The following is a 23,375-nucleotide window of genomic DNA, read 5'->3' as shown; positions in this document are numbered from 1 at the left end:
TGTCAATCTTTGATGAAAGGATTTTAATGAAGCACTTGTCAGAACATCAATAAAAGATGTGATTTTGCCATTTAAAAGGGTTAAGTCTAAGCGGTCGAAGTCGTCAATTTTACACATTATTTAAGCATTAGTAAAGTGTCAATTTGAAGGCCTGAGAATGCGCGCCACTAAAACAACAGCTAACTTTTATATTGCTGCTAATATACGCTGTCTTTTTACTGGAAACAATATCTGAAAACTATTCCTTTTGAACCTTTTAGCAAGAAGGCATGCGACCTTCACCGTGTAGTCACAATAAAATAATATGTAGATTAATCTTAATCATCCGATGGCCTTACGATTTTTACCAGGTTGTTATTTCGGGCATGAAGGTATCCAAGGGCCGGAATATTATTAATGTCGCCAATTCAAAAAAGAAATACCTGCTAACGCCAATGCCGTGTGCATTGAGCGTTATGAATATTACAGGGTAACGCACAGAAACGAAACGGAGGCCAACAAGTATATTTTCGCCAGTTTGGACAAACTGTTCAATTTTATGGCATTAGATTATGTTGAGTTGAGTTCACCGTGTCCATTATTATTGATTGATTGTATTTATTTCTATTTGACAGCCATGTTCGATTCTGCCATTTTTAAACTACTATAAATCAAATCAAATTGCGAGAGTTGCGAGGGGGCCAAGTCAATGGAAAATCAGTTTAACAAGCTGATTTACACATATTTTAGAGAGCTACATTCGATTCCTGTCGGGACTACCAATAAATTGGAAAGGCTTTAAGTCATTGGACTTGAGGCCTTTTTGGTTGAATGGGACGATTCTCGCATTCCCAGTTTTTTATTAATTTTACAAGAAATGTTACCCAATGATACCCGAAGCAAAATTAAAAATATCACTGGTGGAATTATCATTGAAGGGAGCCAAGATTCTTGCACAACAATCAGAAATCTCCTTTGCGCAAGCTTTCCAACAAGTACAACGGTTAAAGAAGACTTCGAAGGTAAATCAGTCATCAAAGAAAGGCAAGCAGTCATCTTAAAAGCTTTCTGTGAGGAAAATGATTTATGGGTTAATGAAATTCCTGGAGAAGACCGATACTTAATTAGCACTACCTCGACCGCCGAAGCTTTGGCGCATTTCCCTCGGTGTTGAATTCGTCCACGATTTAAAGGCCTTTCTAAATGCAGTAAGGTCTGAATAGCCTAAGATGTCGGAAACCTCGGATATTTTTATAGCCGGGTTTTGCATTAACTGGAAGGCAATTTCTTTTCTTATTTCTCCGGCAATATCGCGGAAGGTGGTTTGTTCCTGCAGCAGTTTGCGTTGCAAATTGCGTGGTGTCATACTCATGGCGGAGGCTGCTTCTTCAATCGTAGGTATCCTTCCCTTGAACTGCATGAATAATACCTGTTTTAAATTTTCTACAGTACTGTTAGTTTCCAACCGCGCCTGCTTATCAGCCACAATGGAGCTGAAAAGTTGAAACATGGATTGATCGCTGGTGAGTATAGGGGTTGATAAGACTTCTTTACTTAAAATAATGCGGTTGGTATCTTTATTGAAAAGCACCTCACAGCCAAAAAACTTCCTGTATTCTGATATTTCCCGCATTTCGTAAGCCAGTTCAATCCTTAAAGGAACAATATGCTTACCCAACAGAGTATTGATCGTATTGATGGTTGCTGCGAATAAAAAATCATTGGCATGCCTTGCTGGTTCCGGATGTTTCATTAGCCACATCTTGTTCTGCGCCATCTCAAGAATAGCCACCTCATTGACTGTATACCTGTATTCCACCATCGGCGATGCCATATGGCCATACCTGCATAATAGCTGAAGACCCTGGTCAAGATTTTTACTGCTTTGGATCAAAAAGCCAACCATTCCATGAAGCAGTTTATCTACCCCCATGCCAACATGCAGGCCAATCAATGGATCGCCCGACAGTTTTAAAAGAGGTACCCAAATAAGCGCTGCTTTCTCCCATTCAACCATGTTTTCTGAGTCGCTAATTTCTTCGGGGCTGATGCCTGATAGCTGGCAAAGGGTATCGAAAGCTGTTCCAAATGAAGTAGCCGTTTGAAAAATAGTGCGAATGACCGTGCCCTGTAAAGCCATGACGTAAAATATATCATTTTAGGCAGAAAATACCCCTTTTCCCGCCTGTAAAATGGCGGTGCTTTGCATTGTAAATCGAAATTATATGGAATCAGGTAAAAACATATTTTTAAAAAAGTGGGTAGCTGGCAGGCAACCTCGCCGTTTATTCCGGTGCGTTAGGTGTTTTTCATCCGCTTATTGCGCACGGTTTTACCGGCGATCATGATAAACTGTTAACAACCCCGCAGTTTATGATGCATACATTGTCTTTATTTGTTTTTGTTTTCTTTCTTGTAAGAACCCAGAACAAAACATTTCAAATGGCAGGGAAACGAAAAACCCTGGCCGGCATCTGGCCGTTTTTATTTTTTACGCCCTGGGTGTTCTGGCTCGGTTATTATACCCTGTTTGTACCCTTCGACATCTTGTTTATGTTCCTGTCAATTGGTATTATCAATGCCATACAATTAAAGCCGCTGGTTAAATCTCCAACAAGATCGGTATGGCAATGTATCCTTGGCTATTTGCTCGCAGCAGTAGCTGGTATTGTTATAGGCCTGGGCGCTTATCTGCTTTGCTATAAGAACATACAGGGAATTGCGAGGGATCTGGCCACCTGGCTATCCATCAGTATTCCTGCCGCGCTCGTTGTTGCTTACTACTTCAGGTATATTTTAAAGGTACAGGTCATCATGCCCGAAGATTATAAGTCTGATAATTTGCCCGAACAGAAAGTGCCTCTCTCAAATGTTGCCGTGCTTATTCTATTCATAGGCAGCGCAGTTTTATCATCCTGTGGCAAATATGGTTACCTGGCTGAAACCGAATACAATATTGAGTTTTACATAACACAATAGAATGCAGCAACGAAAGGCCTCCGGATATATTGTTTTAATATCAATATAATAAATTTATTATTCGTTTGCCTTGCATTAAAAAAAAAATCACTTCTATTTTGTGCAGAATCCTAAAAACAAAGTATCGATGAAAAAAATCACATTCAGTATCCTATTATTATCTAGCGTTGTATTTGCTAAGGCACAAACAGAATCACCATTTAAACCCTTTAAAGTAGATGTTAGTTTGGGTTATGCCATCCCGGGCGGGACAGGCGCTAAAGGTGGGGTGTTATTTGTAGTTGAACCTAAGTATGAAGTAATTCCGAATCTTTCAGTGGGTCTTCGGATGGAAGCTGCAGTTATGGCCCGCGGAACAGTTGACGCAAATGGAAACGCAGCAGATGTTAGTGTAAAAGCTGCAGGATCTTATCTGCTTACCGGTGATTATTATTTCACCCAAAACACAGTTCGTCCGTTTGCGGGTGCTGGCTTGGGTATTTATTCCCTGGCGGCTGCTTCTGTTAATAATAACGGTGCATCTTCTTCTGTTAGTGCCGCTCATAAATTTGGCGAAATGGTTAGAGCTGGTGTTGAACTTAGCCACTTCCGTGTAGGTCTGGAATATAATATCGTTCCTTCTACCAAGGTTGATGCAATTTCTTCATCAGGCAGCAAAACCACTTACACTTCAAAGAACGGATACATGGGCATCAAAGTTGGATTTTGTATCGGTGGTGGAAAGAAATAATAAACTAGTATAATCTTTTCAATATAAGGCCCCGACAATATCGTCGGGGCTTTTTTATTTTCAAGCTCTCTGTCGCAATCCCCCTCTGAAATTGTCGCATTTACACCTCTTTGACGAAGGGTAAGGTACATAAGTTTGCTACCTAACTAATAGCTCAATTTTAAAGATTATGAATAAAAAAGTGATGATAACTGTGAATATCGAAATATTAGCACCAATTGAACATATCTGGAAGATGTGGAATGATCCAAAAGACATTCAGCAATGGAATAATATAAATGAAGAATGGCACACCCCCCTGGTAGAAAATGATTGTAAACCCGGAGGGGAATTTTTATATCGCATGGGTACGAAAGATGGTAGATTCAGTTTTGATTTTACCGGCAAATATGATGAAGTAGTAAACCATGAATTGATCTCCTATACCCTAAATAGCGGCCGCACGGCTACCATCACTTTCAGTCAGGGTTACCCGGTAATACTTACAGAAACTTTTGAGCCTGATGAAAAACCCTCAGTGGAAGAGCAGCGTGATTTTTGCCAGGCTGTACTCAATTCTTTCAAGAATTATGTGGAGGGTAAACTTGTATAGTTTATTATCTTAAGCCACTTTACTGAACTTGTTCCGGTAGTCACCGGGCGTCATTCCTACTATCTTCTTAAATAGTTGGCGAAAAGCTTTTACGTCTATATAACCCACCTTGTACATCACCTCGTTTATTTGTTGGTCGGTTGATTCAAACAGACGTTTGGCCCCTTCTACTTTAACTCTTTGAACATAATCGGCAGGCGACAATTGCGTAGCTTTTTTAAATCGCCGGGTAAAATTAATCCGGTCCATACTGCAATGAACAGCCAGCTGGTCTACGGTCAATCGGTCCCCAATATGTTGCTCAATGAATTCCTGAATATGGCGGATCACATTGTCCTTATGATCCTTCAATCCTTCAAACATAATAAAAGGAGATTGTGAATCCCGTTCAATGTCGATCTGTAAAACCCTGGCGCAATAGAGTGCGGCTTCGCGTCCACAATATTTTTCTACAATATAGAGCGCCAGGTTAAGACTTGATAAAGCGCCACCTGCGGTGTACACGCCCTGTTGATCGGTGAGGATTTTATTGGTATGCAATTCCAGTTCGGGAAACAACCGGCGAAAGTAGGCTGCTGCTTTCCAGTGCGTGGCGCAGGGTTTGCCATTCAAAAGTCCCGTAGCTGCCAGCAGGAATGTACCGGTACACAAACTGGCCACCTCTGCACCGGCACTGAATTGATTGATAACCCAATCCAGCGCTTCGCGGTTTTTACCAATCGCATAATCGTCCTGCTCTGCAAAGCTCGGCAATATAATTATCCCGGCTTTACCGATGGTATCAAGCGGCGCCACCTGCAGACTGAATAAGCCATTCGCCAATCGTTGTTGCAGGTTAGTCCCGGTAAGCCGGATATCAAAATAAGATTGACCCGTTGTTTGTTCAAGAAATTCGTTGGCCTTTTCGAACACCTCAATGGCATTAAAAAGACAACTTGGTTTCAATACCCCGTCCGCAATCAAAAAGGTCACTTGTTTCATGAAGCTAAGGTATCATGGGATAATTGAACAAACAACCCCTCAAATTGCTAAATGTACACCCCCTCAGCAATTTACTGACACTATAGCTTTGCCTTCATGAAAAATAGCAAGATTCTCGTAAGCGGCGCCGGTGGCCAGAGTGGCACGCTGATCGTACAGGCACTGGCTGCCCAACAATACCAGGTTCGTGCCCTGGTGCGCAATACCGCTAAAGCACAATATGTAGCTGATTTACCAGGGGTCAACGTCTACACCGGCGACATGACCGTACAGGAAACGCTGAAAGCCGCATTGGAGGGCGTGGAGCGGGCCATGCTGATCTCATCGGCAAATGATCGAATGGTTGAAACACAATATACGTTTATTGATGCCTGTAAACAGGCCGGTGTGCATCATGTAATCAAATTCTCCGGCGAGGAATCCCAGCATGGCTATGACTCGCAACGATTCCGGTATACCCGTGAGCACGAACAGATCGAAGATTATCTTGAACGTTCTGGTCTGCAATGGACGCACCTGCGTCCCAGTCAGTTTATGCAGGTATACCTGCGTGAAGCAGCAGCCTTTCGGCAAACCGGTGAACTTCGCTTACCCCTGGAAAATATCCGGATGTCGCCGGTTGACCTTCGCGATGTAGCGAAGATGGGAGCTGCTTTATTGGCAAAAGGCGGGTACCAGGGAGAATCATTGCGGGTCACCGGGCCGGAGGCGCTGTCTATGGCAGACATTGCAGGTATCATAAGTAAGAGCTCCGGCAAAACGATCCGTTATGTGCCGGTAAGCTGGGATGAACGCAAAGCTGCATTGTCATCAGCAGGGTTACCAGCATATTTTATAGATGCATTGGAAGAACAGGCCGCGGAAAGAAGGCGGAATCCCGAAGCGATAATAGACAACCACACGCATGAATTGTTCGGTTTAACACCCACCACTTTTGAACAATTTGCCCTGCAGCATCGTCATATGTGGGAATAACCATTATAATAATAACTAATCAGACAAATATGAATAACTACGAAACATTCTTTCAGTTACATCTCCAGTCAGCACCATTTATAATTGCAAACGCCTGGAATGTGAAAAGTGCTAAACTCATTGAAGATAATGGATATCAAGCTATCGCCACCTCAAGCGGCGCCATTGCAAATTCATTAGGATATGAGGATGGAGAAAAAGTTCCATTTAATGAATTGTTGTATGTAGTGAAAAGAATAAGTTCATGTACAAATATTCCGCTCTCAGTTGATTTTGAAAGAGGGTACACGAATGACCTGGCCGCACTAAACGAAAACATTCAACATTTGATTGATGTTGGTGTAGTGGGTATAAATTTAGAAGACGCGCAGGGGGAAGAAATATATCTGAAAAAATTAAGCAATATTAAAAACTATTTGGTGAAAACCAATCAGCAATTGTTTATCAATGCACGAACTGATGGTTTCTTGCAAAAAATAGATTCACCGCTTGAAAGAACCCTGGAAAGAGCAAAGTTGTATAAAGAGGCAGGCGCAGACGGATTATTTGTTACCGGTGTTCAGGATACCCGGATAATTAAAGAGATCACTGCAGCTGTTTCTCTTCCGGTAAATATTGTTGGAACGCCTAAGCTTTCGACTGTAAAGACCCTGGCCGACTGCGGCGTAAAGCGGATCAGTATGGCGGTTTTTTTATATAATGCAACGTATAAACAGTTGGAAAAGGTTATCAGGGAAATAAAAGAGGAACAGTCATTTGCTCCTTTATTCTAAAAGAAAGATTGCTATTCTGCGGATTTTGTATTTTAAGATAATGTAGCGATCTTGATGCCAATGAAATTGACCACTACAGTCTATAAATACAAACGTTCCGCACCGTGGATGTTAGTGCTTATGGTGCTGGCAACCGTATTGTTTTTTTACTATTCATCCGTACTCAGTCCGCTTGTGAATCTTTTCGGGATCGCCATGCTGATCTTTTTTGCAGTGTATGCGGTACTGCGGCCAAAGTCGATCTTCTCGCTTCGTTCCGTTGATGACCGAAAGCTGGAAATTACTCCTGATGAATTGATCTGGGGAACATTGCGAATGCCGATCCGGGAAGTGGAAAAACTGGATATATACATTTTTGCTTTCGACACCTTTAAACACCATACTACGGGCCTTATGGGTCGAAAGGCATATGTCACGGAATATGGTGATAAAAATACAATTGCATTCGTTTATCGCGGCGTTAAATATGATTTGATCTTTTACCTGGGTACATTTAAACATTACGATGTCTTAGTTAAGATCATTCAAAGCTGGCGCGAGAAAGGGATTGAATTTTCAGCCCGGTCTGCTTTTGAAGATAGTTACATTCGGGAAGAGGTAAAGAAATTGGGTTGAATTAAAAACATCCTATCTTTCAACAATGCACCAGGAATTTGATCCGCCTTCAGCGCTGCAGGATATCATAGAGTGCTTTTGGTACGACCGGAGGGACCTTGGGGAACAACAAACAGGTTTTGAGGTTCTGCCTGATGGCTATGCTGAAATTATTTTTTATTTTGGAAACACCGTTAGCATTTCTACCAGTAAAGGATTGCAGTCATTGCCATCACCATTTCTGACCGGCCTGCTCGATCAGCCGGCTATTTTTTACACAAGAGATCGGTTAGAGGTCATTGGCATCAGGTGTTATCCCTGGACGGTGTTCGATTTGCTCGGGCTCCCATCTGGTAAAGACGGTATACGCACTTTTGAACATCCTGTCGCCCGGCTTCAACCTCTATTGAATAAATGGATCCAGGCTGGTAAAATAGAAGAAGCGGTGGAAGCCGTAAATCAATATTTCCTGAATGCAAAGGCGAAAATCCCTACTGACAGTATGCTGTTCAAAGCAGGCATTGCCATGCGGGAGGCAAATGGCTCCATACCGGTAAATCAGGTATCGGCGGCGGCGCATGCAACTGTGCGTACCCTCGAAAGGAAATTCAAGCAAGCTGCCGGTTACACCGTTAAAGACGTGTCAAGCGTGATGCGTTTTCAGCAGGTACGGAACCAGTTATGGATGAATCCGGATTCCAACCTGGCCGGCCTGGCTCATGAACTGGGCTATACAGATCAATCTCACCTGGGCAAAGAATTCAAACGCTACACCGGCACTACTCCTGCCGCATTTGCACGAAAAGTAAAGAAAGAAAAACAGGTTGGCAACGATTTTGTCGCGTTTATACAAGCCTGACGCGAACGCATTCCTCAATTTTGTGTATCAATCATTCTATATGAAAACTACACAAGATCATCCTATACACGATGTGATCATCTCCGGTGCTGGCCCTGTAGGGCTGTTCCTCGCCTGTGAACTGGCCCTGGCCAAATGTTCCGTTTTAATATTGGAAAAGGCTGCCGATCCGCATTCGCCGCTGAAGCAACTTCCTTTCGGCATCCGCGGGCTTTCTTCGCTTACCATTGAAGCGCTTTACCGGCGAAGAATGTTAAACGAATTGGAGCTGTACAAGCGTCTTAAAAATCCCCATCAAAATGCCAAACAAGGTCCCCGTCGTCAGGTAGGGCATTTTGCCGGTATCCCATTTCATGAGGGTGATATTGATGCTTCACAATGGGAGTATCGCCTGCCTGGTTCAACCGATACCAGTTTGATCTCTGAAATGCAGGAGCTTGAAACTGTGTTTGCGCGCCGCGCAGAATCCCTGGGTGTAACAATCAAACGTGGGCTTGCTATTACCGGCTTTCAGCAAACCGGGGACGGCGTAACTGTTCATTCAGGTGAACAATCTTTCCATAGTAAATGGCTTGTGGGCTGTGATGGAAGCCGTAGTGTTGTTCGCAAGATGGGCGGTTTTGAATTTGCCGGTACGGAACCGGAATTTACAGGCTACACTGTCCTGGCTGATATTTCCGATCCGGAAAAACTTAGTCCAGGCCGAAACGTTACCCCAACAGGCATGTACGTGCAATCGCAGCCGGGTTACATACTTATTCAGGATTTTGATGGCGGCGCATTTCATAATTCAGAAAAGCCGCTTACGCTTGAACATGTGCAGGAAGTACTACGCCGCATTTCGAATACGGACGTTACCATCACAGCCCTGCATACTGCAACCACCTGGACTGACCGTGCCCGACAGGCCACCTCCTACCGAAACGGACGAATACTGTTGGCCGGCGATGCCGCGCATATTCATGCACCGTTGGGTGGCCAGGGCTTGAACCTTGGATTGGGCGATGCCATGAACCTTGGCTGGAAACTCGCCGCAACTATTCAGGAAAAAGCGCCGGAAGGTTTGCTGGATAGTTATTATGCTGAACGATACCCAATCGGTGCACAGGTGCTGGATTGGTCGCGCGCCCAGGTGGCCATCATGCAACCAAACCCAGCTGCACGTGCACTGTATGCAGTTCTCCGCGACCTTATAAATACGCGCGATGGCGCCACCTATATGGCAGCACGAGTATGGGGTATCAACATGCAGTATAATCTTGATAGCAACCACCGGCTCGCTGGTCGCAGCGTTCCCAATTTTGAGTTCGAAGATGGTGTGAAGATTGGAGAGCTCATGCATAATAGCCAGGGAGTTCTGCTGGATTTTGATGGAAATGTGTCACTTAAAAAATTGGCGAGCGCATATGGAGATCAGATTAGGTATGTTTCCTGTAATGCAAAAGACCGGTTAGGGGTAAGTGCTTTGCTGATCCGCCCCGATGGAATTATCGCCTGGGCTGCCGACAACGATCCGGATTATAATGAGCTACAACTGGCGGCTGATCGCTGGTTTGAACGCATCTCATAGTTGGCTCTGATGCTATACTATTTCTCCTGAATGTTTATTCATATTACAGCAACCCGCATAAAATTGATTGTATGCGGGTTTTTTATGCGGTTAATTTGAATAAACAGGTTTACCCTATGAGGTACAAATTTGAACCTCTATATGTGCATCTTCTACTCTAACCCAGACCAAGCCCAGACCAAGCCCAGAGAAAACCCAGACGAACCCCAGTAATTGCCTGCGCTTGATATGTGTTTAGTGTACATTGTGTTAAATATTATTTTGCATTTAAATATAAAGAGGCTATATTCGGTTAATAATAAGGGTTACTAAATCATTTATTATGGCCAGATATACTAATGGGATCAATGGTCCATTCAAGGGTAAAGTAGGTACAGTAATAGGGTCATCCTGGAAGGGTGTTCCCTATATGAAATCATTGCCCGACAAACGCACTATTCCGCCGCATGAAAAAGAACAGCAGAACCGTAACAAGTTTGCCATGGCGCACCGGTGGTTGAAGCCTGTTACAGATTTTGTGCGGGCTGGCTTTAAAGGCTACAGTGAAAAAGTGGAAGGCTTTATCGCTGCAAAATCCTGGTTGTTGAAAAATGCGTTTGAAGGCGAGGGAGAAGCAATGGCTATTAATCCATCACGGGCGAAAGTAAGTTATGGCGACCTTCACTTACCTGCTAACATTACTGCAATTAAATCAGCACCTGACGAATTGCAAATAACTTGGGATGTTCCGAAAATGGATGACGATGCCTATGACCAGATCATGATCCTGGCCTATGATATAGAGCATGGCGTGGCTGAATGGAACATCACCGGTCAGTTCCGAAATGCCGGGCGCGACACCCTTAATCTTTTTCCATCTTCATTTGAAATGATCTACCACATCTATGTGGCTTTTGTTGCTGCAGATAGAAGCCGGCAGTCTGATAGTGTTTACCTGGGCACTGTTAGCAATAATCCTGAGTGAGAAGACAGCGCATTGCTTAAAGATATCTTTCCATCTAAATGGCGTTCCACCAGGCGCCATTTTTATTTTGTCCAGATCTGCCCTCTATAATGTCCAATTAGGACCCTGTGAAAGCTATAATTAGACAATACCTTTGTTATAACACCACTAAAAATTAAAACAATGACAACCCAACAAGCTATATTGACCACGCAGGAAGTAGCCGCCCGATTTAATGAGCTGGCTCAACAGGAAAAATGGTTCCAGATCCAGGAGGAGTTTTTTGCAGACAATGTAAAAAGCATAGATCCGCCGCAATCTCCCTATATGGGCTATGCTGAGGGCAAAGATGCCGTTCGCCGGAAAGGAGAGGAATTTGTAAGCCGGATAACAGACCTGCACAGGGCCTATACCAGTGAACCGATTGTTACCGGCAACCATTTTGCCGTGGTAAGGGAAATGGAAGTAACGGTGCAGCCACATGGCAGAATTCAATTAAACGAGATCATGCTGTATGAAGTAAAGGACGGCCAGATAATATCAGAGCAATTCTTTTATTAAGAATATTATGTTTTAAATTATAAGGTACCCGCTGTAACCAGCGGGTTTTCTTAATTGCTAGCCGGCCAAAATAGGTTAGTCAATAGCCATTCTTTCCATTTGAATATAGAGTGCTGCATTGTAATTTCGGGTAATACAAATTGCCAGATTATCATGCATAATAACGATTCGATCTCGCGCCGCCAGTGGTTGGAATACCTGAAGCTTCCGGCACTGGCCGTTGCCGGTGCTGCTTTACCTGCCATAGCTGTACAGGCAGCTCCTGCACCTACCCAATACACCAGTGACAATGTACCTGGCGCCCGTATTTTCAATGTGTGCGATTTTGGCGCCAAAGGCGATGGAAAAACGCTTAATACAAAAGCCATACAGGCTGCTATTGATACCTGCAATAAAGAAAATGGCGGTACGGTGCTGATACCGGCAGGCGATTTTATTTGCGGCACGGTAGAGCTGAAGTCGAATGTAACCTTGCACCTGTCGGCACAGGGGCGATTGTTGGGCAGTACCCGTCGCGAAGATTATGTGGCGGGCAAAGGAGTACCATCAGGAAACGGGAATATCGTTTTCGTTTATGCGGTAAATGCAGTAAACATTACCATTGAAGGAAGAGGTACCATCGATGGAAATGGCCAGGCGTTCTATAATGGGAAAGGTGATAATACAGGTCCGGGTCAACATGGAGTGGGCGGCAATTTCGATCGCCCGCATTTGATCGTGTTCTATGAATGCACCAACTTCCTGGTAAGGGATGTTTTTCTTACGCGCAGCGCCTACCATTGTTTTCGCATTCTGCATTGTAAACAGGTGCAGCTACAGGGTATCAGAATATACAACCGTGTAAACAGGAATAATGATGGCTTTCATTTTAACGACAGTCAATACGTGCATATCACCAATTGCGATATCCAATGCCAGGACGATGCCTGCGCCCTTTTTGGCAGCAACCAGTTTGTTACTATAACCAACTGCAGTTTTAGTACGCGCTGGTCAATATTCCGTTTTGGCAGTGGCGAAGCGCAAAACATTGTAGTGAGTAATTGTTTGATCTATGAAACATATGGCTGTCCGGTAAAGATCAGTTCAGGGAATGCCCGGGTGGAGAACCTTAGTTTCTCGAACATCATTATGCGCAATGTAACAGGGCCCATTGGTATTGCCTTTACCGGCAAAAATAATGGAGGAAATGATACTGGTGATACGCCTTCCTTTGTGCGCAATATTTCATTCAATGGCATCCGGGCAACCGTAGTGGAGAAACCGGTTGATCACCCTGATATTGCTTTTGGCGTAAAGGTGTTCGATGGTGAGATCAATTCCTGCATAACATTGAATGGTGTTGGTAAGGCATTCCTTGAGAATATCAGCTTTACCGATGTACATGTTACGTACGCCGGTGGCGGAACAAAAGAGCAGGCGTTAAAACGGGAAGTGCCCCAGGTGGCCGCTGAATATTTCGGCGTGTGGGGAACAGCGCCGTTTGGTCCGCCGGCATATGGTATGTATGCCCGTAATGTAAAAAATCTTACGCTGAATAACGTGCGCTTTGATTATGAAAAGCCCGATGCCCGCCCGGCTGTCATATTCGACAATGTGCAGGATGCTTCCGTAATGGGCTTAAGCGCACAGGGAAGCGCCGACTCGGAACTCATCAGGATCATAAACTCAAAAGATGTATTGATCGCCGCTTCCCGGGTGTTAAGCAATGCTGCTGTATTTTTACAGGTAGAAGGCGGCGCCAGCGAAGGCATAGTTGTAAATGGTGGGGATACCCGAAAAGCATTAAAACCTCTGGTGCTTGATAAAGGAGCCGGAAAAGATGCGGTGGCGATGGGATAAAAAGAGAAATATTAATTGTTGTTATAACATTACTGGCCCTCCCGATGCATCGGGAGGGCTTTTTTATTTATACAGGCCCTGCACGCTTTTGGGGTAAAACTGCACGCATATGGCCCAAAACTGCACACTTACTAAATGGCATCTGGCTTATATAATTTTTTTTCTATTTTTCGGCCGCTTAATTATATCCTATGAAAGTTATACCAATACAAATAATCTCCATGGCTGATAAATCTTGTGCGTATACACATTTTAGCAATAATTAAATCCTTAATTTTTATTCGTCTCTTATGAAGCAATTTTTTCTCATGTTGAGCATGGGTCTGGTAATTATGTCCTGTCATAAAAAGGACAGTGATGCACCCTCTTTTCTGAATTTTAATGTAGGTACCCTTTCCTTACCACCTGTTCCGGGCGCTTCGGCAGATCTGATCGTAGAATCAAATCTCGACTGGCAGGTATCTGTAGCCGCTGGAACTGATTGGTTGCAATTGAGCAAAACAACAGGTCATGGTAACGATACCATTCATGTTACGGTAATTAAAGAAAACCAGAATGCGGCGGCGCGTTCTGCTGTTGTTACCGCTGTACCTGTTAATTCGGGGATCAATTTACAGGCGCAGGCGACTGTAGAACAAAAACCGTATAATGTACAATTGTTATCGCAAAAAACATTTGGCGGATCAGGTGAGGACTTTATTTCTGATGTAGTATCTACTCCGGATGGCGGCTTATTTTTGGCCGGTATAACCAGCAGCAATAAAAGCGGCGATGTGGGCGCCAATCATGGTGATCGCGACGTCTGGATGATCAGGTTAAACAGCAACCGCGATACGGTGTGGACCCGTGTTATGGGCGGCGCAAACTATGATGGAGCCTCAAGGGCTATTGCTACTGCAGACGGTGGTTTTGCAATTGCCGCTTATACCGATAACGCGTTTGGTTACGGCGATTGGTGGATCATAAAATTGAAAAGCAATGGTGATACTGCCTGGACAAAATCAATAGGTAGCACTTATGATGATTATGCCGAAGATATAGTCGCTACCGCGGATGGCGGGTTTGTTGTGGTTGGTGGCTATTCCACTTCTGTACATAATGAAGATGTGATGGTGGTGAAATTTAACAATAATGGAGACATAGCCTGGCAAAAAACATATGGAGGGTCAAGCTATGATAGAGCAGATGCAGTTACTGTTTATCCCGATGGATCCATGATGATAGCAGCCTCTACATCGAGCAATAATTCCGGTGATGTAGGCGCCACTCATGGATATATGGATTATTGGATCTTAAAATTAAATGCGAATGGCGATAAGGTATGGGCGAAGGCCTATGGCGGTAGTCAATATGACACTCCTTTTGAGTTAGCAATTACGGCCGATGGCGGCGCCATTATTACAGGTTCAAGCAGCAGTAGCCAGTCTGGTGATGTAACAGGCGCCAACCATGGAAAGGCCGATCTGTGGGTAGTGAAAGTGAATGCGAATGGCGATATGGAATGGAACACATTGCTTGGCGGAACCGGTACAGAGGAGGATTGCGTGGTAAAAGCTACTCCTGATGGCGGTTACTTAATAGCATGCGATACAGATTCAAAAGATGGCGATGTTGGCGCAACACAGGGATCGAACGATCTGTGGGTGCTTAAACTGAACACCAGCGGTAAGATCCTATGGAGTAAAACATTTGGTGGAACAAGATATGAAGAAGCAACCAGCCTGTTGTTGAATACTGATGGCAGCTTTTATGTTACCGGTTATAACGAAAGTGTTGGGGGAGTTGATACAGGAGATGGATGGCTGTTGAAACTTAAAGATTACTAAACAATAGTTCATTTATAAAAAAGTCCTCCCCATATGTAGGGAGGACTTTTTATGGCTATTGACGAGAAACGCCTTTATACATCTGCCTCTTTTTTAGGCGTGGGCTTCAGCACGGCAAAACCTTTTTTACCATGCACCAGCATTTTTAAGGTTCTTCTTCTTAGAGAGATAGCGATGGTGCCCTGGCCTTCTTCGGCCATTTGCCGGTAGCCCGACAGAATATCTTTGTACGACAATACACCCAGCACACTATTATTGGTGCGGTCAACCACCGGCAACACATCCACATTTTCCGAAGCCATTAACTGCACCGCTGTTTTTAAAGTATTGCGCGGTGAGATCACCGTGGCCTTTCTTTTAATGAGCGTTTGAATGGGTTGCGTTATCTCATGATGCATGCTGAACAAATTGGAAGCGCTTACGATGCCTTTGAAGATGCCTTCATTGTTCACCACGATATAATAATTTCTTTGTTGATCTTTCTGCTGTTCTAAAAAAATCCTTACTTCTTTCACACTGGTATCTCCATTTATTACAGTAGCATCTGACAATACCTGTTCTACAGTGATCTTTTCCAGTACATCGGGCTGATAAATATCTGGTGTTTTAACGCCGCGGCGGGCGATCTTTTCAGTCATGATGGTATTTTCCATCAGGAAGTACGACACAATATAGGCAGCAATACAACCGGCCAGCAAGGGAAGTAAAGCATTTTCCTGCCCCGTGGTTTCAATGGCGAAAATGATAGAGGTAAGCAAAGCCCGTGAGGCGCCTGCAAACATGGCCGACATCCCAATTAATGCGGCCATTGAAACGTTGATGCCTGCCTGTGGAAAGATGGCCATGGCGGCAATGCCCAAGGCGGCTCCGGTGGCGCCCCCAATAGTTAATAAAGGCGCCAGTGTACCCCCCGAGGTTCCACTGCCCAATGCAATGGCCCAGGAAATAAATTTCATAACCGCCAGCGATACGATCAGTTGTAAGGTCATTTGCCCGGATAATACGTGCGTGATATTCTCATACCCAACACCCAGTGTATATGGTGCAAAATAGCCTACTAAACCTACTGCCAAACCGCCGATGGCCGGCCACCAGGCCCAATGGACAGGCAGCTTTTCAAAAGCATCTTCAATAAGATATACTATTTTGGTTACGCCGGCAGCCAGCAATCCGATAGCAATACCTATTATACTGTAGGTAATCAGCGCCATATTGGAAGGTGATTCCATTACAGGTGATGGAAAAACAGGTCCGGCTTCAAACAGCAAATGATGGCCGGCTGCACCGGTAATACAGGCTAATGCTACAGGTATTATTGAACGGGGTGAAAATTCAAACAGTAATAATTCAATGGCGAGAAAGATGGCGGCTACCGGGCTGCCGAATATGGCCGACATACCAGCTGTAGCACCGGCTGTAAGCAGGATCTTTCTTTCATAAGCGCTTATGCGGAAGAGTTGTCCGATGGTGGAACCCAGGGCCCCTCCTGTTGCAATGATCGGGCCTTCTGCACCAAATGGGCCACCGGTACCAATGGAAATGGCCGAGGAAAGCGGTTTCAAATAGGTTATGCTGGGTCTTATCTTACTGTTGTTGGTCAGGATCTGCTCCATGGCTTCGGGAATACCATGTCCGCGTATAGCTTTTGAGCCGTATAAAGCCATCAATCCTACGATCAATCCACCAATGGCCGGAACAATGATCACGAACAGGCCATAATGATGGCCGCCGGGATTGCCGGGCGCCACCGACCAGGTATGATTAAATGCAAGATTGGTGAAGAGGTTAATGAGGTATACCAGTCCCTTTGCAATAAAGCTGATGCAAATGGCCACTGCTACAGCGAACCCTGATAGCATGGCAAGTCTTTTTTTATTACCTGCCTGCGCCTGGTTCATGTCATTAAGGCTCATTGTTTCGTCGAGCGATACAGAGATGGGGATACGATTGTGTGAATGTTTAGCTGTATGATCCATTTATTCGATGTTAGGTTCGTTTACCAGTTTTTGCAAGGCAATCGTATTATTTATTTTTATTCGCTTACCAGTTGAAGTAATGATGTCTTCGGCCACGAGATTGGTAAATAATTTAAAAACCGTCTCATAAGTGGTGCCTGCATAGGAGGCAATATCCTGCCGGCTGATAGGTATGCTGATGTATTGTTCCGTGTCGGTTCCAAACAGACTGGCTATTTCCAGCAATGCCTGGGCGATTCTACTTTTTACTTCCATTAAGGCAAGGTCGCGCATGCGTTTCTCCGCATTTTGCAATTCAATAGCATACACCTGCAATAAGCGATATGTAAATACAGGATTGGTTTGTAGAGTGGCTTGCAGAAAGTTGTAGGGAATATAACAAACTTTTGAGTCTTCCAGGCAGGTAGCGGAAACAGGAAATACCTGGGTGGCGCCAAAACCGCGATGTCCCAAAACATCACCCGCTTTGGCAAAGCGAACAATCAGTTCCCGTTGGTCACCCCATTGTTTATGCACTTTTACCGAGCCTGAGGTTATAAAATAAATGCCCTCAACCGGGTTGCCTTCTTTGAAGATAATGGTGCCTTTTTTCAACTGTAACGTCTTCTTTTTGATCGCGATAAGCTCTTTCCAATCTGATAAACAATGCTTACATAAAAAGCAACTGGTCAGGTCGCATGAATTGTCAGGCATGGCGCAAAATTAAGGATTATTTGTATAGAATGAAATATTAAAAATATTGCTTTGGAAATGTTATTTGTTAAAAAGAACTAATTTTGTGTATCAAAACATTGCGAGGGCAATGTTTTACTCTCCCTTCAGAACGACCTGTTTTTGCAGCCTGAGACTTCATTTTTTATTAATAAACATAAGGTTATGAATTCTTCATATCTGACTACTTTCTCAAAAGCCCTGTTAACCGGTGTGTTTGCAGGCATTTCCGCCACCTTTATCTGCATCATTTACAACGTTATTTTCAGGGATGAAACCAGTTACCAGTTGTTCAATCTGATTAATGTTTCGTCGCTCATCTTCGGAGTAAATATTGCGTTTATGTTAATTGGGGTCATTTATTACTGGTTCATTAAATACCTGAAGCGGAGCGGTGAAATGATCTATATAGGGGTGTTTGTCTTGATCACTATTATTGGTATTATTAAAACCTCCGGTATTCAACGCACAGATGATCAGGTAGCGAATGTACAGTTCCATCACCTGTTTATTGCCATGATAATTATATGGAGCCTTGCAGCTTCTGTTGGTATTCCTGTGATGTTTCACAGCAAGCGTTTTGAAGAGCATGTATTATAAAAACGGGACTTTTTTCAGGAACTCATTTTTATACACTCTCCCAACAGGTATTGATACGTCTCCTATCAATACCTGTTCTGTTTGCACACTTTTTATTTTTTCCAGTGCTACGATAAAGGATTTATGCACACGCGCGAATTTGTTCTCGGGCAGTTTATCCTCCATATAGCTAAGCCTTTCGGATGCAACAAATACTTTTTGCGGGGTGTGAACTTTTATAAAATCTTTAAGTCCCTCGATGTATAGAATGTCTTTTAGGAAAATTTTTGTCTGTCCTTTCCCTATTTTCAGAAAAATATAGGCTGTTTCAAAGCTGTCGGGAATGCCGGGTTTTTCTACGGGCACATTATTATAGAAATGGAACCTGGAAATGGATTTCATAAACCGTTCCTGGGTAATAGGTTTTAAAAGATAATCCATAACATCCAGTTCAAACGCTTCCACCGCGTATTCCCGGTAGGCAGTGGTGAGTATGATCTTCGGACAAACCTTTAATGACCTGATCAGTTCCAACCCCGAGACCCTGGGCATTTGAATATCCAGAAAAATCAAGTCAACGGTATTCTTTTGTAAAAAGTTGAAGCCATCCAATGCATTGTCAAATGAGGCCAGCAGCTCAAAATCGGGTAGGTTGGCAAGATGCATCGCTATCAACTCCCTGGCCGGCTGTTCATCATCTATAACAATACATTTTATCATTTACTGACCATTATTTTTATGATCACCAGGTACGAGTGCAGGCCTTCCACCATCTTCCATTCATGCGTATCCGGATAAATTAATTGTAAGCGTTGCTGTACATTTTTTATTCCAATGCCGTCGTTTTTAGGATCGCCTGGTTCAATCTTTCCCTCAACGCTGTTTTCAATTTTTATAGAGAACTGATCTTCCTGTCTTACAACATCTATCCTTATCCAGCCGGGGCTGATTGAATTGGCGATGCCATGTTTGAAACAGTTTTCAACCAGCGGTAATAGCAACAGCGGGGCAATATAAAGTTCGTTTATTTCGCCATATATGTTTACTGCTGCATCCAGCTTACTCCCATACCTGTTCTTCTGTAATTCAATGTAGTGCTTTAAATAAGCGAGCTCGGAAGTGAGTAGAACGAATGGCTGTTTGGCCTCATACAGGTTATAATTCAAAAAGCTTGATAAATGTGCCACCAGTTTCGCTGTTTCCGGACTTGTTTTTAAAGCGGTTGAATAAATATTGTTCAGGGCATTAAAAATGAAATGCGGTTGCACCTGCGATTTTAACAATTCCAGTTCGGCCATTGTTTTCTGTTGTAACAGGCTTTGGGCTCTCTGCTTTTCTTCGTACCACGCCTGTACAAAGTAAAACAGGGCATACACGCCTGCGATCAGGTACAGGTTCACCAGCTCAACAATCAACTTGCCGAATGAGAGCAAAGGTATTTTTTGCGCTGCCGGGTAAAACTCCGGATAAATTATATAATAGTTTATGTTCCTCCTGATCAGCAACAGGATCAATGTCACGGTTATTTGAAAGAACCAGAATTTTAGCCGCTCGCCTTTATTATAAAATTTCTTTATAAAAACATGAACTGTTAGGTAGGAGATGATAAACGATAAGGGTAGCGCCATGCAGGCATTTACAAAATAGAGTCGATAGTCTCCCGACAGGGCAGCCAACCCGAACCACTCGTATAAAAAGTACAGCAGCCAGAAGATCAGATTGAAAATAATTCCCCTGTTTGGTTTTTGCATTGCCTGGTTCCCTCACTTTTAGTTAACAAACTTAGGATTTAAGCACTGTCTGGGGTGGTGCATTTTCGACCAACTCCGGAAATTTCAGACCAACTACCGACGGCGAATTAATCGGGCGTTCACCGGGAGGGTGATACAAGTGTTGGGTATTAAAAATAAATTTGGGGTACAAGTTATAAACAACCATCCATGAAAAGAGTATATAGCATCGATGTGCTCAGGGGAATTGTAATGGTCATTATGACATTGGACCATGTGAGAGACCTGTTGCATACAACCGCTATCACCCAGCAACCCACTGATTTAAACACCACTACACCAGTGTTGTTTTTTACCCGTTGGGTCACCCATTTGTGCGCCCCCACATTTGTTTTTCTTTCCGGCGTATCTGCTTTTCTCTCCATGAAGCGTACAAACGATCTGCATGCTTCAAAACGATTTTTATTGACGAGAGGTTTATGGTTGATTGTGCTGGAGTTTACACTGGTGGGGTTTGGTGTATGGTTCGATATTCATTTTGCCGTACTCTTCTTCAATGTAATTGCTACCATTGGTCTTGGGTTTATTGTGCTGGCTCTGCTGCTTAAGTGCTCACCCAAAACAATTGCGGTTATGGGGTTATGCATCCTGTTCCTGCATAACCTGGCGCCATTGGTGCCCGGCGATGAAAATGGATTATTTAAACAACTGTTGATGCCGTTGTTTTCGCCTGCCTCCTACCCATTGGGCAATGGCAGAACGTTTATCATCGGTTATCCACCGATCCCCTGGCTGGGAATAATGCTTTTGGGGTTTGCAGGCGGCCGCTTTTTTGAACTGGAAACGCAGCAACAGCGGTCGTTGTTTTTAAAGACCGGTTTGGCCGCCATTGGATTGTTTATACTACTCCGGTTCATCAATGTATATGGTGACCCTGCACCCTGGTCGCAACAAAAGAATGGCTTGTTTACCTTTCTCTCTTTTATAAATGTAACCAAGTATCCGCCTTCACTTCAGTTCGGTCTGTTGTTTTTGGGTCTCCTGTTCCTAATAGCGGCGGCCATTGCCGGCATAAAAAATAAATGGACAGAATTAGTTTGCGTATATGGCAAAGTGCCGCTGCTTTATTTTGTGCTGCACTGGTACCTTATTCATCCGCTTGTTTTTATAATGGTATTTCTACAGGGCTTTACAAGCGCTGATCTGGTTTTTGGTTTTAATTTTGGGAGACCAAAATCAGGCAGCGGATTACCGCTATGGGCCATTTACTTAGTGTGGATGGCTATTGTTATAGCCATGTATCCGCTGTGTAAATGGTATGGGCGATACAAAGAAAGAAATAAAGGAAAAATGTGGGTGCGATTACTATAATTTTTTTAACCAATCCTGTTCTTTGGTTGTTAAGGCTGACATGTCAGGTTGGTCTCAAAAGAAAAGGTGAATTAATTACAAGAACAGTCACGCTGCACAATTGGGAGGGCGACGGCAAAATACCCAGGTCTTCAAAACCCCTGTGGCAGGAACTGGAAAAAGGTACCTGGTACGTGCGGTTTTGTCGTATTAAAAATGCAGATACGCTGCGGCAACTATTCAGCGATATCCGTAACGCCCGGGCGGTGATCTGGGAAATGCGCGGTTATCCCAATTATAATGTTAGTGCGGCGTTGTATAAATTTCTCTTTCCGGTAAAAACAACATTTACCGGGGAAAGAAATGCATGGGATTATTATCCGGGCGCATTTGTAAAGGGTTCATTTGAGTTTATGCCGGAAGGCAAAGAATCCCTGATCTATAATGGGCCGCTGATAATTTTGGTTGATGAGCAAACCCAAAGCCTAAGCGAATCGGTAGCGATGGCGTTAAAGCAACGTGCAAACTCCTATACAATAGGCAGGCAAACAGCAGGCACTACCGGCAATATCACCTGGCTTACTTTACCGGGCGCCCTGGAAGTAAGTTATACGGGTGTAGGCGTGGTAGGTGCACAGGGAAGCTTTCGTGAGGGAAATGGTATCAAACTCGACCTGGATGTACCAGCCCGCCGGGATTATATATTACAGGGAAGGGATGCTATATTGGAAAAGGCAATTTCTTATGCCCGGAGATTACAGTAAGAATCAGGCCGGGGCGCCTTAACAATTCCGTCTGACCATTTGTTATTACCTTTGATTTGTATAAGTGCTTAATTGATCGTATTTCAATTGTAATACAATGGATAAGAAAATTCCCACCGAGAGCCTGTTGGATTATTATGCCAGAACGGGGCATGCCATCACAAAAGATCATTTACCCATTACGAGTGAATCGGGTCATTTCAATGTGCGGCTTACGACCGTTTGTTGCGGGAAAACTCCTTTTAACCGGCGGGATTATTTAAAAATATGTATATGTACAGGTTCGGGCCGGGGCAGCGGTACACTGGTATATGACGACCGGGAAATACAGTTGAGCCAGCCCTGTATCATTTTTACCCATCCATCTGTACCTGCTTCCGTTGAGATCACAAAAATGAGCCGCTATAACTGCATCTTCAATAAACAATTTATAGAGGGGCAAATGTCGCCTGATGTGCAGTATGCAAGCCCGTTGTTTAATGCCTCCCTGTTCCCGGTTATAACGCTTACTGAAGAGGAATTAGACAGGATGAATGGCTACTTTGCGGAAATGAAACGATTGCAGGAATCGGATTACGTGTTTAAATGGGATATGATCCGCAACATTCTGCAGTTACTGATCCATGAAGGAATACGGTTGCAACAGCAACAGGTTTTACAAAATGGTGTTGTTCGCGACCGCCTGGTGAATTCATTCTTTTCCCTTTTGAATCAGCAATTCCCGGTTGATTCACCTGAGAATTCGTTAAAATTATTAACACCTGCGCATTTTGCCGACCAGTTGCACGTGCATGTGAACCATTTAAATAGTGTTATTAAAAAGAATACGGGAAAATCGACCCGGGTTATTATTCACGAACGCATTGTTGCCGAGGCCAAGGCCTTGTTACGCAATACCAGCTGGAATGTGGCTGAAATTGGCTATGCGCTTGGGTTTGAGTATCCTTCTCATTTTAACAAATACTTCAAGCAATTTACTACGGTGACGCCTATGGAGTTCCGGCAGACCAATATGGCGGTAGCCCTGGCCCTTTGATTTGTATAATCATCCCTTTGAATGGTAT

At 43.8% G+C, this 23,375-nt stretch carries 22 protein-coding genes; 16 read left to right on the top strand and 6 right to left on the bottom strand.

The features are described 5' to 3' along the window. Nucleotides 1-1,099: 1,099 nt before the first annotated feature. On the bottom strand, nt 1,100-2,119 hold the full coding sequence (locus tag ACJ751_RS09470) for an AraC family transcriptional regulator (RefSeq protein WP_407745245.1): 1,020 nt from the start codon (nt 2,117-2,119) through the stop codon (nt 1,100-1,102). Between the two features lie 302 nt (nt 2,120-2,421). Between ACJ751_RS09470 and ACJ751_RS09465 the strand changes: the two genes are divergently transcribed. From ACJ751_RS09465 to ACJ751_RS09455, 3 genes are all read left to right on the top strand, one after another. After that, nucleotides 2,422-2,958 carry a hypothetical protein gene (locus ACJ751_RS09465; protein ID WP_407745244.1) on the top strand — a complete coding sequence of 179 codons (537 nt, stop codon included), beginning with the start codon at nt 2,422-2,424 and terminating at the stop codon, nt 2,956-2,958. Nucleotides 2,959-3,085: 127 nt separating this feature from the next. Next, on the top strand, nt 3,086-3,688 hold the full coding sequence (locus ACJ751_RS09460; RefSeq protein ID WP_407745243.1) for an outer membrane beta-barrel protein: 603 nt from the start codon (nt 3,086-3,088) through the stop codon (nt 3,686-3,688). A gap of 169 nt (nt 3,689-3,857) precedes the next feature. Next, nucleotides 3,858-4,280 (top strand): SRPBCC domain-containing protein, encoded by a 423-nt coding sequence (locus ACJ751_RS09455; protein WP_407745242.1) that lies wholly within the window; start codon nt 3,858-3,860, stop codon nt 4,278-4,280. A gap of 9 nt (nt 4,281-4,289) precedes the next feature. On the opposite strand, the gene ACJ751_RS09450 is transcribed toward ACJ751_RS09455, so the two are convergent. Further along, entirely contained in the window at nt 4,290-5,261 is a 972-nt protein-coding gene (locus ACJ751_RS09450; RefSeq protein WP_407745241.1) for a GlxA family transcriptional regulator, read from the bottom strand. A 96-nt stretch (nt 5,262-5,357) separates the two neighbouring features. Here ACJ751_RS09450 and ACJ751_RS09445 point away from each other — a divergent pair, with 96 nt between their 5' ends. The 9 genes from ACJ751_RS09445 (at nt 5,358) to ACJ751_RS09405 (ending at nt 15,201) form a co-directional block, all read left to right on the top strand. After that, the gene (locus ACJ751_RS09445) at nt 5,358-6,236 is read left to right on the top strand and encodes an SDR family oxidoreductase (protein ID WP_407745240.1); all 879 of its coding nucleotides are present in this window, start codon (nt 5,358-5,360) and stop codon (nt 6,234-6,236) included. 29 nt (nt 6,237-6,265) lie between these two features. Further along, nucleotides 6,266-7,009, top strand: a complete 744-nt coding sequence (locus tag ACJ751_RS09440; protein WP_407745239.1) for an isocitrate lyase/phosphoenolpyruvate mutase family protein — start codon at nt 6,266-6,268, stop codon at nt 7,007-7,009. 60 nt (nt 7,010-7,069) lie between these two features. Then, complete coding sequence (locus ACJ751_RS09435; RefSeq protein ID WP_407745238.1) at nt 7,070-7,624, top strand: hypothetical protein; 555 nt, start codon at nt 7,070-7,072, stop codon at nt 7,622-7,624. Between the two features lie 25 nt (nt 7,625-7,649). Then, nucleotides 7,650-8,462 (top strand): DUF6597 domain-containing transcriptional factor, encoded by an 813-nt coding sequence (locus ACJ751_RS09430; protein ID WP_407745237.1) that lies wholly within the window; start codon nt 7,650-7,652, stop codon nt 8,460-8,462. 40 nt (nt 8,463-8,502) lie between these two features. After that, nucleotides 8,503-10,032 carry an FAD-dependent monooxygenase gene (locus ACJ751_RS09425; protein WP_407745236.1) on the top strand — a complete coding sequence of 510 codons (1,530 nt, stop codon included), beginning with the start codon at nt 8,503-8,505 and terminating at the stop codon, nt 10,030-10,032. Between the two features lie 322 nt (nt 10,033-10,354). Then, on the top strand, nt 10,355-10,996 hold the full coding sequence (locus tag ACJ751_RS09420) for a DUF6266 family protein (RefSeq protein WP_407745235.1): 642 nt from the start codon (nt 10,355-10,357) through the stop codon (nt 10,994-10,996). A gap of 162 nt (nt 10,997-11,158) precedes the next feature. Further along, nucleotides 11,159-11,536, top strand: coding sequence for a SnoaL-like domain-containing protein (locus ACJ751_RS09415; protein WP_407745234.1), 378 nt, complete (start codon nt 11,159-11,161; stop codon nt 11,534-11,536). A 153-nt stretch (nt 11,537-11,689) separates the two neighbouring features. Then, nucleotides 11,690-13,375: a glycoside hydrolase family 28 protein gene (locus ACJ751_RS09410; protein WP_407745233.1), complete on the top strand. Its 1,686-nt coding sequence runs from the start codon at nt 11,690-11,692 to the stop codon at nt 13,373-13,375. 290 nt (nt 13,376-13,665) lie between these two features. After that, nucleotides 13,666-15,201 carry a BACON domain-containing protein gene (locus ACJ751_RS09405; RefSeq protein WP_407745232.1) on the top strand — a complete coding sequence of 512 codons (1,536 nt, stop codon included), beginning with the start codon at nt 13,666-13,668 and terminating at the stop codon, nt 15,199-15,201. A 74-nt stretch (nt 15,202-15,275) separates the two neighbouring features. Here ACJ751_RS09405 and ACJ751_RS09400 read toward each other — a convergent pair whose 3' ends face one another. Together ACJ751_RS09400 and ACJ751_RS09395 are read right to left on the bottom strand one after the other, a co-directional pair. Beyond that, nucleotides 15,276-17,177, bottom strand: coding sequence for a chloride channel protein (locus ACJ751_RS09400; RefSeq protein WP_407745231.1), 1,902 nt, complete (start codon nt 17,175-17,177; stop codon nt 15,276-15,278). Continuing rightward, nucleotides 17,178-17,870 (bottom strand): Crp/Fnr family transcriptional regulator, encoded by a 693-nt coding sequence (locus tag ACJ751_RS09395; RefSeq protein WP_407745230.1) that lies wholly within the window; start codon nt 17,868-17,870, stop codon nt 17,178-17,180. 183 nt (nt 17,871-18,053) lie between these two features. On the opposite strand from ACJ751_RS09395, the gene ACJ751_RS09390 reads away from it, so the two are divergent. Then, on the top strand, nt 18,054-18,488 hold the full coding sequence (locus tag ACJ751_RS09390; protein ID WP_407745229.1) for a hypothetical protein: 435 nt from the start codon (nt 18,054-18,056) through the stop codon (nt 18,486-18,488). On the opposite strand, the gene ACJ751_RS09385 is transcribed toward ACJ751_RS09390, so the two are convergent. Together ACJ751_RS09385 and ACJ751_RS09380 are read right to left on the bottom strand one after the other, a co-directional pair. After that, on the bottom strand, nt 18,483-19,187 hold the full coding sequence (locus ACJ751_RS09385) for a LytR/AlgR family response regulator transcription factor (protein WP_407745228.1): 705 nt from the start codon (nt 19,185-19,187) through the stop codon (nt 18,483-18,485). The genes ACJ751_RS09390 and ACJ751_RS09385 overlap by 6 nt on opposite strands. Continuing rightward, the gene (locus tag ACJ751_RS09380) at nt 19,184-20,218 is read right to left on the bottom strand and encodes a sensor histidine kinase (RefSeq protein ID WP_407745227.1); all 1,035 of its coding nucleotides are present in this window, start codon (nt 20,216-20,218) and stop codon (nt 19,184-19,186) included. Before ACJ751_RS09380 ends, ACJ751_RS09385 begins: the two co-directional genes overlap by 4 nt. 189 nt (nt 20,219-20,407) lie before the next feature. Between ACJ751_RS09380 and ACJ751_RS09375 the strand changes: the two genes are divergently transcribed. From ACJ751_RS09375 to ACJ751_RS09365, 3 genes are all read left to right on the top strand, one after another. Continuing rightward, nucleotides 20,408-21,568, top strand: coding sequence for a DUF1624 domain-containing protein (locus tag ACJ751_RS09375; protein WP_407745226.1), 1,161 nt, complete (start codon nt 20,408-20,410; stop codon nt 21,566-21,568). A 26-nt stretch (nt 21,569-21,594) separates the two neighbouring features. Beyond that, nucleotides 21,595-22,311: a S41 family peptidase gene (locus tag ACJ751_RS09370; RefSeq protein ID WP_407745225.1), complete on the top strand. Its 717-nt coding sequence runs from the start codon at nt 21,595-21,597 to the stop codon at nt 22,309-22,311. Nucleotides 22,312-22,408: 97 nt separating this feature from the next. After that, on the top strand, nt 22,409-23,347 hold the full coding sequence (locus ACJ751_RS09365) for a helix-turn-helix domain-containing protein (RefSeq protein WP_407745224.1): 939 nt from the start codon (nt 22,409-22,411) through the stop codon (nt 23,345-23,347). The last annotated feature ends 28 nt before the right edge of the window (nt 23,348-23,375 follow it).

The organism is Niastella sp., assembly GCF_045805085.1.
Classification (GTDB): Bacteria; Bacteroidota; Bacteroidia; order Chitinophagales; family Chitinophagaceae; genus Niastella.
This window is presented reverse-complemented; position numbering and strand designations above follow the sequence as displayed.